General features: G+C 71.5%; 10 protein-coding genes. 4 read left to right on the top strand and 6 right to left on the bottom strand.

Going from position 1 to position 9,818, the window contains the following annotated elements; all coding sequences use genetic code 11:
- The coding region (locus tag E4F61_RS13090; protein ID WP_133480074.1) for a biotin--[acetyl-CoA-carboxylase] ligase at window positions 1–839 on the bottom strand (839 nt) is incomplete at its 3' end.
- A gap of 152 nt (window positions 840–991) precedes the next feature.
- Between E4F61_RS13090 and E4F61_RS15045 the strand changes: the two genes are divergently transcribed.
- Window positions 992–1,246 (top strand): hypothetical protein, encoded by a 255-nt coding sequence (locus E4F61_RS15045; protein ID WP_162301493.1) that lies wholly within the window; start codon window positions 992–994, stop codon window positions 1,244–1,246.
- Window positions 1,247–1,249: 3 nt separating this feature from the next.
- Window positions 1,250–2,008 carry a M90 family metallopeptidase gene (locus E4F61_RS13085; RefSeq protein ID WP_338016017.1) on the top strand — a complete coding sequence of 253 codons (759 nt, stop codon included), beginning with the start codon at window positions 1,250–1,252 and terminating at the stop codon, window positions 2,006–2,008.
- Here E4F61_RS13085 and E4F61_RS13080 read toward each other — a convergent pair whose 3' ends face one another.
- The 5 genes from E4F61_RS13080 to E4F61_RS13060 all read right to left on the bottom strand — a co-directional run bounded on the left by E4F61_RS13080 (window position 2,009) and on the right by E4F61_RS13060 (window position 5,979).
- Complete coding sequence (locus E4F61_RS13080; RefSeq protein ID WP_133480073.1) at window positions 2,009–3,142, bottom strand: AI-2E family transporter; 1,134 nt, start codon at window positions 3,140–3,142, stop codon at window positions 2,009–2,011.
- Between the two features lie 7 nt (window positions 3,143–3,149).
- Window positions 3,150–3,524 (bottom strand): hypothetical protein, encoded by a 375-nt coding sequence (locus tag E4F61_RS13075; RefSeq protein ID WP_133480072.1) that lies wholly within the window; start codon window positions 3,522–3,524, stop codon window positions 3,150–3,152.
- 4 nt (window positions 3,525–3,528) lie between these two features.
- Window positions 3,529–4,056, bottom strand: coding sequence for a phage holin family protein (locus E4F61_RS13070; protein ID WP_238382944.1), 528 nt, complete (start codon window positions 4,054–4,056; stop codon window positions 3,529–3,531).
- A 76-nt stretch (window positions 4,057–4,132) separates the two neighbouring features.
- Complete coding sequence (locus tag E4F61_RS13065) at window positions 4,133–4,522, bottom strand: hypothetical protein (RefSeq protein WP_133480071.1); 390 nt, start codon at window positions 4,520–4,522, stop codon at window positions 4,133–4,135.
- A gap of 35 nt (window positions 4,523–4,557) precedes the next feature.
- Window positions 4,558–5,979, bottom strand: a complete 1,422-nt coding sequence (locus E4F61_RS13060) for a Do family serine endopeptidase (protein ID WP_133480070.1) — start codon at window positions 5,977–5,979, stop codon at window positions 4,558–4,560.
- A gap of 466 nt (window positions 5,980–6,445) precedes the next feature.
- Between E4F61_RS13060 and E4F61_RS13055 the strand changes: the two genes are divergently transcribed.
- Together E4F61_RS13055 and E4F61_RS13050 are read left to right on the top strand one after the other, a co-directional pair.
- Complete coding sequence (locus E4F61_RS13055; protein WP_133480069.1) at window positions 6,446–8,608, top strand: adenosylcobalamin-dependent ribonucleoside-diphosphate reductase; 2,163 nt, start codon at window positions 6,446–6,448, stop codon at window positions 8,606–8,608.
- Between the two features lie 215 nt (window positions 8,609–8,823).
- A partial coding sequence (locus E4F61_RS13050; protein ID WP_133480068.1) for a histone H1-like repetitive region-containing protein occupies window positions 8,824–9,818 on the top strand: 995 nt, incomplete at its 3' end.

Below are 9,818 nucleotides of genomic sequence, written 5' to 3'. Positions count from 1 at the left end.
TCGCGGCCCTGCAGGACGTCGAAGGCCGGCCATTGCGCAGCGAACGGGGCGAAACCGTCGCGGTCGAACGCATCGAGCGCGGGCAGCAGGTGCGAAAGAAGCATCGCCGCGAGCGCGTCGCGCGACGGCGGCGTGCCGAGCGCGGCGAGGTCGGACCAGGGCTGGTCGATGGCGGCGGCGGCGCGCTCGGGCAGGCGCACGTTGAGGCCGATCCCGATCACCGCGCGCACCGGGCCGGCGTGCTCGCCACCGCCCTCGACGAGCAGGCCACCGAGCTTGCGCAGGCCGTCGTCGCCTTCGACCACGAGGTCGTTCGGCCACTTCAGGCCGACCGCGGGGAAGCCCGCGGCGCGCAGGGCGGCGGCGGTCGCGAGGCCGGCGACGAGGCTGAGCCCGCCCAGGCGCGCCAGCCCGCCGTCGAACGAGCGCGCCACCGACAGCAGCAGGCTCGCGCCCAGCGGCGACTGCCACGCGCGGCCGCGCCGGCCGCGCCCACCGGTCTGGCGCTCGGCGAGCAGCACGCGGGCGCCCCGGGCCGGCGCGGGCTCGCGCAGCAGCGCGGTATTGGTCGACTCGATCGTCCAGGCCACATCAAGCCCGGCGAGGCCGTCACGGGTCGCGGCCGGCAGGGCGGCGCGGATCGCGTCCGCCTCCAGGAGGTCGAGCGGCATCGCGAGCCGGTAGCCGCGACCGGCCGTGGCCTCGATGCCGACCCCCGCCTCGCGCAGCGCCTCGATGCGCTTCCAGACCGCGGCGCGGGTCAGGCCGGCGGCGCGCGCGAGCGTGTCGCCCGAGACCGGACCGGCGGCCAGCGCCCGCAGCAGCATGCGGTCGTCCATCGGAGGCTGGGCGCGGGCGTCGGGGGGAAGGCTCATGCCGGTCATTATGGTCCGGCTGAACGGGCCGCCCCGCGCCGACGCCCGGCTGCGTGGCGGACGGGAATCGGCGTATGCTCCCGCTGATCCGGGACGCCCCCGGACGGGGAAGCGCCATGCGCCGTATCGCCATCAGCCTGCTGGTCCTGCTCGCCTGTGCGGATGTCGCCGCGCGCGAGGTACGCCTGAGCAGCCCTGACAGCGGCGGCGGCGCCGAGCCGGCGGTTCCCGCGAAGGTCGAAGCGCGCAAGCCCGCGCCGGCCGTGCGCGATGCCGCACCGGAGGCGCGCGTGCGCCCGAGCGTGCACGGCGACGCCGGCACCGTGCCCCGCGCCCGCTGGCACAGCTTCCTGCCCGGCATGTTCCGCTGACGCTTGCTCGGCTGGCTTCGCCGCCTCGCGCGGCCCGCTTCTGCCGATACCCCACTCCCGCCCGACCTCGAGGCGCAGGTCGTCGCGCGCGCGCCGTGGGTCGCCGCGCTCGATCCCGACCGCCGCGCCCGCCTCTCGCGCCTCGCCGCCTGGTTCCTGCGCAACCGCGCGATCACGCCGGTGGCCGAGCTCGAACTGGATGACGGCGACCGCGCGCTGCTCGCCTCGCTGTGCTGCCTGCCGGTGCTCGAGATCGGCATCGGCGGGCTGCGCGGCTGGTCGCAGCTGATCGTCTATCCCGACGCGTTCCGCGTGAACCGCAGCCACGTCGACGCCGCCGGCGTGCTGCACGAGTGGGAGGACGACCTGATCGGCGAGGCCTGGGACGCCGGCCCGCTCGTGCTGTCCTGGGCGGACGTGCTCACCGACTGCGCCGCGCCGCGCGACGGCTTCTGCGTGGCGGTGCACGAGATCGCGCACAAGATCGACGCGCTCGACGGCGACCTCGACGGCACGCCGCCGCTGCCGCGCGACTGGCATGCCGACTGGATCCGCGATTTCCAGGCCGCGTTCGACGCCCTGAACGAGCGCCTCGATCGCGGCAAGCGCACGCCGATCGACGATTACGCCGCCGAATCGCCCGACGAGTTCTTCGCCGTCGCCAGCGAGTACCACTTCAGCGACGCGGCGCGGCTGCGGCGTGCATATCCGGCGGTCGCGGACCACCTCGCGCGGCTCTACGGCCCGCCGCCGCTCGGCTGATCACTCCAGCAGGCGCGCCCAGCCTTCCATGCCCTCGATGCGCGAGAGCACGAGCTTGACGCAGACCAGCAGCGGCACCGCGAGCAGCAGCCCGACGATGCCCCACAGCCAGCCGAACACCATCAGCGCGAGGATCAGGATCAGCGGCGACAGGCGCATGCTGCGGCCGAGCACGATCGGGGTCAGCAGCTGGCCTTCGAGCGTGTGCACGAGCAGGTAGAGCGCGGGCGGCGCCAGCGCCATCCAGTCGTCGAAGCGCAGGAAGCCCATCACCAGCAGCGTCAGGATCCCGATCAGCGGCCCGACGTAGGGCGCGAAGTTCAGCAGGAACGCCATGGTGCCCCACAGCAGCGCTTCCGCCGCGGGCACGCCGAGCCACACCAGCACACCCGCGATCACCGCGCCGACGACGGCGTTGATCACGGTGATGGTGAGCACGTAGCGCGAGATCTCGCGCTCGATCGAGGTGAGGATCTCGACGGTGATCTTCTGCTGCTGCCGCGACGGCAACAGCGCAAGCGCGTGGCGCTGCAGGTTCTCGCCGTACACCATGAAGAAGAACGTGAGCAGCACCACCGCGAGGATCGAGCTGACCACCTTCGGCGTGGACGCGAGCCAGCGGTACGGATCGCGCGCCTCGGCGGTGCGCACGACGGTGCGCGATTCCGCCGTGGTGCCGCCGGCCGCGCTCGCCGCGCTGGCGATGCGTTGCGCGGCCTGGTTCGCCTCGTGCACCGGGCGCACCATCTTGCGCAGCTTCGGCGCGAGCGAGCGCATGCCGCGCGGCGCTTCGCGCACCCATTCGGTCGCCGGCTGCACGAGCTGCTCGACCAGCAGCACGGTGCCGCCGAAGCCGAGCGTGATCACAAGCAGCGCGCCGAGAAACCGCGGCACGTAGACGCGCTTGAGCCCGCGGATGATCGGGTTGCCGACCAGCGCGAAGAACATCGCCAGCAGCACCGGCAGGATCAGTCCCTGCGCGGCCCACAGCGTGAACCCGACCGCCAGCACCGCCAGCACGAGGATCGGCGTCGATGCCCGCGGGCGTGGCGGCATCCCGGAGCTGCCCGCGGGCGGCGGCAGGTCGGAGCCCGCCGGCTCGACGAGCGTGTGGTTCGGCGTGGTGGCGGTCATGCGCGCCTCAGGCGAGGTCGACCGGATCGACCGCCGCCGTGGGCACGCTGGCCTGCACGGAGTCGGCGACCTCGCCCACGTCGCTGGCGACGTCGTCCACCTGGCTCGCCGCCTGCTGCGCGGTGGCGCTGGCGAACAATCCCGAGAGCGCGGTGATCATCTGCATGATCGAGCCGCCCTTGGCGACCGACTTCGCCGGCTCGACGCGGCCCACGACGAAGCCCGCCACCAGGCCCGCGAGCACGATGCGGCCCGGCGTCCAGCCCGCACGCCACGAGGCGCGCAGCTGGCGCCAGTCGGCCGCGACCAGGCGCTCCTGCGCCTCCAGCGCGTTCTCGGCCTGGTCGACCTTTTCGATGAGTTGCTTGAAGGACGTGCCCATGCGCTCAGGGTGGCGTGACGTCGATGCCGGCGTCGCCCTTGACCGGCTCGCCGCTCGCCGTTTCGAGGTTGCGGTCCTCGACGCTCTTGGCCGAGCGCGCCGAACCCGGCGTCGGGGTGAAGTCGGCGAGCTCGCCGAAGCCGAGCCGCGCCAGCTGGCGGCGCGTGGCGCGCATCCGTGTGTGTTCGAAGTAGTGCATCGCGCCCCAGGCGGCGAGCGCGCAGATGACCAGGCTCAGCGCCGCGCAGAGCAGCAGCGCGAGCGTCCACGCCAGCCCCGCCTGCATGTGCAGCAGCACGACCACGGTCGCCATCAGCAGCAGCCACGCGCTCGCGCCGAAGGCGACGGCCAGGCCGGTGAACGCGACCGAGCGCCCGAACGCGCTGCGCGCGAGCGAAACGTCGGCGGCGAGCAGCGTGCGGAACGCCTTCGACGCGTCGCGCGTCGCGCCCAGGCTCGAACGCCCCGCCGCCATCACCTGGCGGAGCGCTTCCTCGAGATCGGGCGGGGCCGGCGCCTGCGTCGCGCCCACGGGCGCAGGCCCCGGATCGGCATGATCCGGGGTCTTGTCGCGTTCCGTCGCGCTCCCCGCGCCGGTCACGGAGGGCTTAGCGGTCGTTGCCGCGCGCCAGCTTCGCGATCAGCCAGCCCGCCGCGAAGGCGACGCCGAAGCTGGCGAGCGGGCGCTCGCGGATCAGCTCCGCGGCGCTGTCGACGAGGTCGCGGCCCTTGTCCATCAGCGCATCGACCTGCTCGCGCGCCGCGCCCCCGGCCACTTCGGCCGCGGCGATGCCCGCGAGGGCGGTGTCGGCGAGATCCGCCTTGAGATTGGCCTTGCCCACGCGCAACTCCTCGCCTGCGGCCACGGCCGCGTTCTTCAGTGCATCACCGGTATCGACCGCCGCCTGCTTGAGGCTGCTGCCGGCTTCGCCGATGTTCGAGCGGAACGAGCCCGTCGTGGCGACGTCGGACGACCCATTGCGGTTGTTGGTGGCCATGAACGCTTTCTCCTAGGAATGCCGGGGGTGCGGGATCAGCGGATGGGCAGGATGCCCTGCTGGCTGCCGCGCAGGATTCGCAGCGCCAAATCTGCCGGTTGGCGCGTGAAGCCGGCGCGGAAGGCCGCCAGGTCCTCGAACGCGCCGGTGGTCGACGCCACCACGACGTCGCCCGGCTGCAGGCCATTCTGCGCCGCGCGCGAACCGCGTGCGACCGATTCGACCAGCACGCCCGACAGGCCCGAATTGCGCAGGTTCGCCGGCAGTTCCGCGAACGAGGCGCCGGCCAGGCGCGGGTCGATGTCGCCGCCGGCCACGTTGCGCGGCTGCGCGGCGAGCCCGACCTGCAGCTTCACCGGCTTGCCATCGCGCAGCACGTCGAAGGTGACGCGGCTGCCCACGGACTGCAGGCCCTCGAAGTTGCGCAGCGCGTCGCGACCGCCGATGCGCTGGCCGTTGGCCGCGGTGATCACGTCGCCGGCGCGCAGGCCCGCCTGCGCCGCGGCCGAGCCGGGGAACACGCGCGTGACCACCGCGCCGCCGTCGGCGCTGGTGCCGAGCGCGCGCGCGAGGCGGTCGTCGAGGTTCTGCGTTTCCAGCCCGAACGTGCCGCGCTGCACGCTGCCCTTGCTGATCAGCTGCTCGGCGATGCTGCGCGCGAGGTTCGCGGGGATCGCGAAGCCCAGGCCGATGTTGCCGGCGATCGCGCCGCGCGGATTGAAGCTGGCGGTGTTGATGCCGATCAGCTCGCCATTGAGGTTCACCAGCGCGCCGCCGGAATTGCCCGGGTTGATCGACGCGTCGGTCTGGATGAAGTTCTGGTAGCCCAGCCCCGGCAGGCCGCTGCGGCCGACCGCGGAGACGATGCCGCTGGTCACCGTCTGGCCGATGCCGAACGGGTTGCCGACCGCGACGACGAAATCGCCCACGCGCAGCTGGTCGGAATTGGCGAACGCGATCGCCTGCAGCTTGTCGGCCTTGACCTTCATCACGGCGATGTCGGTGTCCGGGTCGCTGCCGAGGAACTGCGCCGGCAGCGTGCGGCCGTCGGCGAGCGTCACCGAGACCTGGTCCGCGCCTTCGATGACGTGGTGGTTGGTGAGGATCAGGCCGCGCGCGGCGTCGACGATCACGCCCGAGCCGAGCGATTCGTTGATGCGGTCCTGGGTGAGGTCCGGGAACATCTGGCGGAAGAACGGATCGGCGAACGGGCTCACGCGCACGCGCTGCTTCGAATGCACGCTCACCACTGCGGGCGTGACCCGCGCCAGCATCGGCGCCAGCGACGGCACCGGCGTGGAGCCCACCGCGGTCGGCAGGGCGGCGGCGGTCGGCAGCGCCAGCGAGGGCGCGGCCTCGGCGCGGTGGTCGACGACGTCGCGCATCGCGGTGGCGGCGAAACCGCCGAACGCGGCGGCGAGGGACAGGGCGAGCAGCGTGCTGCGGGGGGAAGCCATCGCGGTCCTCGAATGCGGGAATAAGGAAGCGGAACGGGAACGATGTCGCGCCGGGGCTGAACGGATTCAAGTGCAGCACCGACCTTGCCGCCCCCGCCGCAGTTCCCTGCCGTCCGTCGGGATGTGGCGACGCAGCATGGATACACGGTGAAAACACCCCGCGGGACGGTCGAGGAACCGACGTCAAGCCGTTGACTCGCCGTCTCCGGAATCGTAGCGTGACGATCTTGTCGAGCCACTAAATCTAGTGGTTCACAGGGGCTCAACGGGGAATAGGTTGAGGTATGAGGCGTCGGAGCACTCGCTCCGGCCCACGCCTCCCAACGCCCTTTCGAGCGGTTTCACGGCCGCTTCGGCGCAGCTTTCACGCGTGGAACACAACCGCATTCATGGCCGCCGCCCCGGCGTCGGCCGACCCAGACATCCCGGCCGCCTCCGCGCGGCCTTGACCGGAGAAGACGCAGGAATGAGCACGGTGCGCCTGGAGGTAGTCGGCATGGCCAAGACCCCGAAGTCCGACGGGGACATCCCGCTGCAGCCGGCGTCGCTGGACATCTGGGACAAGAAGTACCGGCTCAAGACCAAGACCGGCGCGCCGGTCGACGCCGACATCGACGCGACCTACCAGCGCGTGGCCAAGGCCCTCGCCGAGGCCGAGCCGACCGGCGAAAAGCAGAAGTACTGGAACGAGCGCTTCCTGTGGGCGCTGCGCCGCGGTGCGATCCCGGCCGGCCGCATCACCTCCAATGCCGGCGCGCTGGAGCACAAGCCGGCCACGTCGACGATCAACTGCACGGTCAGCGGCACGATCGAAGACTCGATGGACGGCATCCTCGAGAAGGTGCACGAGGCGGGCCTCACGCTGAAGGCCGGCTGCGGCATCGGCTACGAGTTCTCGACGCTGCGCCCGCGCGGCGCGTTCGTCGCCGGCGCCGGTGCGTACACCTCCGGCCCGATGTCCTTCATGGATATCTACGACAAGATGTGCTTCACCGTGTCGTCCGCCGGCGGCCGCCGCGGCGCGCAGATGGGCACGTTCGATGTCAGCCATCCCGACGTGCGCGACTTCATCCGCGCCAAGCGCGAGGACGGCCGCCTGCGCCAGTTCAACCTCTCGCTGCTGATCACCGACGGCTTCATGGAAGCGGTCGAGGCCGACGGCGACTGGCCGCTGGTGTTCCCGGTGCACGTCAAGGAACAGGGCGACCTCGACCTCTCGAACGAGGAGCAGGTGGTCTGGCGCGACTGGCCGACGCACCGCAACTACGTGACCCGCGACGACGGCCTGGTCGCCTGCAAGATCTACGGCCACATCCGCGCGCGGCACCTGTGGGACATGATCATGGTCTCGACGTACGACTACGCCGAGCCGGGTTTCATCCTCATCGACCGCGTCAACGAGATGAACAACAACTGGTGGTGCGAGAACATCCGCGCGACCAACCCCTGCGGCGAGCAGCCGCTGCCGCCGTACGGCGCCTGCCTGCTGGGCTCGGTGAACCTCACCAAGTTCGTGCGCAACGCGTTCACCGACGAGGCCACGTTCGACTGGGACGAGTACCGCGAGGTCGTGCGCGTGTTCACCCGCATGCTCGACAACGTGGTCGAGGTGAACGGCCTGCCGCTGGAGCAGCAGCGCAACGAGATCATGCGCAAGCGCCGCCACGGCATGGGCTTCCTCGGCCTCGGCAGCACGGTGACCATGCTGCGCATGAAGTACGGCAGCAAGGCGAGCTGCGAATTCACCGAGCAGATCGCGCGCGAAATGGCCGTGGCCGGCTGGGAGATGGGCCTGGAGCTCGCCCGCGAGAAGGGCCCGGCCCCGATCATGGACGAGACCTTCGAGGTCACCGCCGAGATGCTGCGCAAGCGCCCGGAGATGAAGCAGGACGGCTGGAAGATCGGCGACACGATCACCGGCAAGGTGCTGCACGCCAGGTACTCGCGCTACATGCAGCGCGTGGCCGAAGTGGCGCCCGAGCTGGTGGCCGAGCTCGCCGAGGTCGGCAGCCGCTTCACCCACCACAGCTCGATCGCGCCCACCGGCACGATCTCGCTGAGCCTGGCCAACAACGCCTCCAACGGCATCGAGCCGAGCTTCGCGCACCACTACTCGCGCAACGTGATCCGCGAGGGCAAGAAGTCGAAGGAGAAGGTGGACGTCTGGTCGTTCGAACTGCTGGCCTACCGCGAGCTGGTCAACGCCAAGGCCATGCCGTTCGCCGAGGACCCGGCCGCGGCGCTGCCGGACTACTTCATCGCCGCCGACGACATCACGCCGAAGGAGCACGTCGACGTGCAGGCCGCGGCGCAGAAGTGGGTGGACAGCTCGATCTCCAAGACCGCGAACGTCCCGACGGACTACCCGTACGAGGACTTCAAGGACATCTACCGCTACGCCCACCAGCAGGGCCTGAAGGGCTGCACCACGTTCCGCTTCAACCCGGCCGCCTTCCAGGGCGTGCTGGTCAAGGAGAAGGACCTGGAGAACACCACCTACCGCTTCGAGCTGGAGGACGGCTCGATCGTCGAGGTCAAGGGCAACGAGGAGATCGAGTACGACGGCGAGAAGCACACCGCCGCCAACCTCTTCGACGCCCTGAAGGAAGGCTATTACGGCAAGTTCTGAGCCACCTGCCGACGCGCCGGGCGACGTACCCGGCGCGCGGCGCCCGCGATGCGCGGCCGACGCTCCGTCAGCAACGCATCCGTCCCGTCAAAAACCCCGATGCAGTACGCGTAGTTTTCACACCGTGTTGTGTGCAGCGACGGTATAGGTCGCCGCGATAACGCTTCACCGTTATCCCGATTCCGCATAAACGCGCCCCTAAGGAGGGCTTTCCGATGAGCAATGGAAATGGAGTGACCGCTACGCTGTCCAACGCCGCCGACGCGGTGACCGAGACGGCCAGCAACATCGGCAGCGCCATTGCCGATACCGCCAGCACCGTGGTCGAGAAGGTGGTCGATACCGCCAGCGGCGCCGGCGATGCCGTGGGCCGCGCGGTCAAGAACGCCAAGAAGGCCCTGAAGCGCACCCGCACCGCCGCCCGCAAGGAGGCCCGCGCCTCCAAGACCGGCGCGCGCAAGTCGTCGACGGCGCGCAAGAGCGCGGCGAAGAAGGCCTCGGGCGGCGCCACCCGCTCGACCGGCGCGCGCGAGAGCGCGTCCAAGTCGGCCGGCGGCCGCAAGACGGCCTCGAAGTCGGCGGGCGCACGCTCGACCGGCGCTTCGAAGACGGCCGGCGGCCGCAAGACCGCGACCAAGAAGGCCGGCGCCCGCAAGAGCGCGTCGACCTCGACGGCGTCGCGCGGCGGTGCACGCAAGGCCGCCGGCACGACGGGCCGCAAGTCGACCAAGCGCGTGGCGGCCGGCAAGAAGGCCGCGACGACCCGCAAGGTCAACGCCGTCAAGAAGGCCGTCAAGAAGACGGTGACGCGCGCGACCAAGGCCGTGCGCGAGACGGCGGCGAGCGCGCGTCGCTCGGCGGCCGCGCGCAAGGGCGCGGCGACGCGCAAGACGGGCGCCCGCAAGGCGGCCGGCACGCGTTCGACGGCCTCGCGCGGCACGGCGAAGAAGGCCGGCGCGCGCAAGACGGCCGCCAAGAAGGGCGGCGCCCGCAAGGCCGCCTCCAAGTCGACCGGCGCCCGCAAGAGCGCCGCGAAGAAGGGCGGCGCGCGCAAGACGGCGGCCAAGAAGGGCGGTGCCCGCAAGGCCGCGTCGAAGTCGACCGGCGCACGCAAGGCGGCCGCCAAGAAGGGCGGCGCGTCGAGCCGCGGCGGCCGCAAGACGGCCTCGGCCTCGCGCGCGTCCACCGGCTCGCGCGGCGGCTCGACCGC

Source organism: Cognatilysobacter segetis (assembly GCF_004359965.1).
In the GTDB taxonomy this organism is placed as follows: Bacteria; Pseudomonadota; Gammaproteobacteria; order Xanthomonadales; family Xanthomonadaceae; genus Cognatilysobacter; species Cognatilysobacter segetis.
This window is presented reverse-complemented; position numbering and strand designations above follow the sequence as displayed.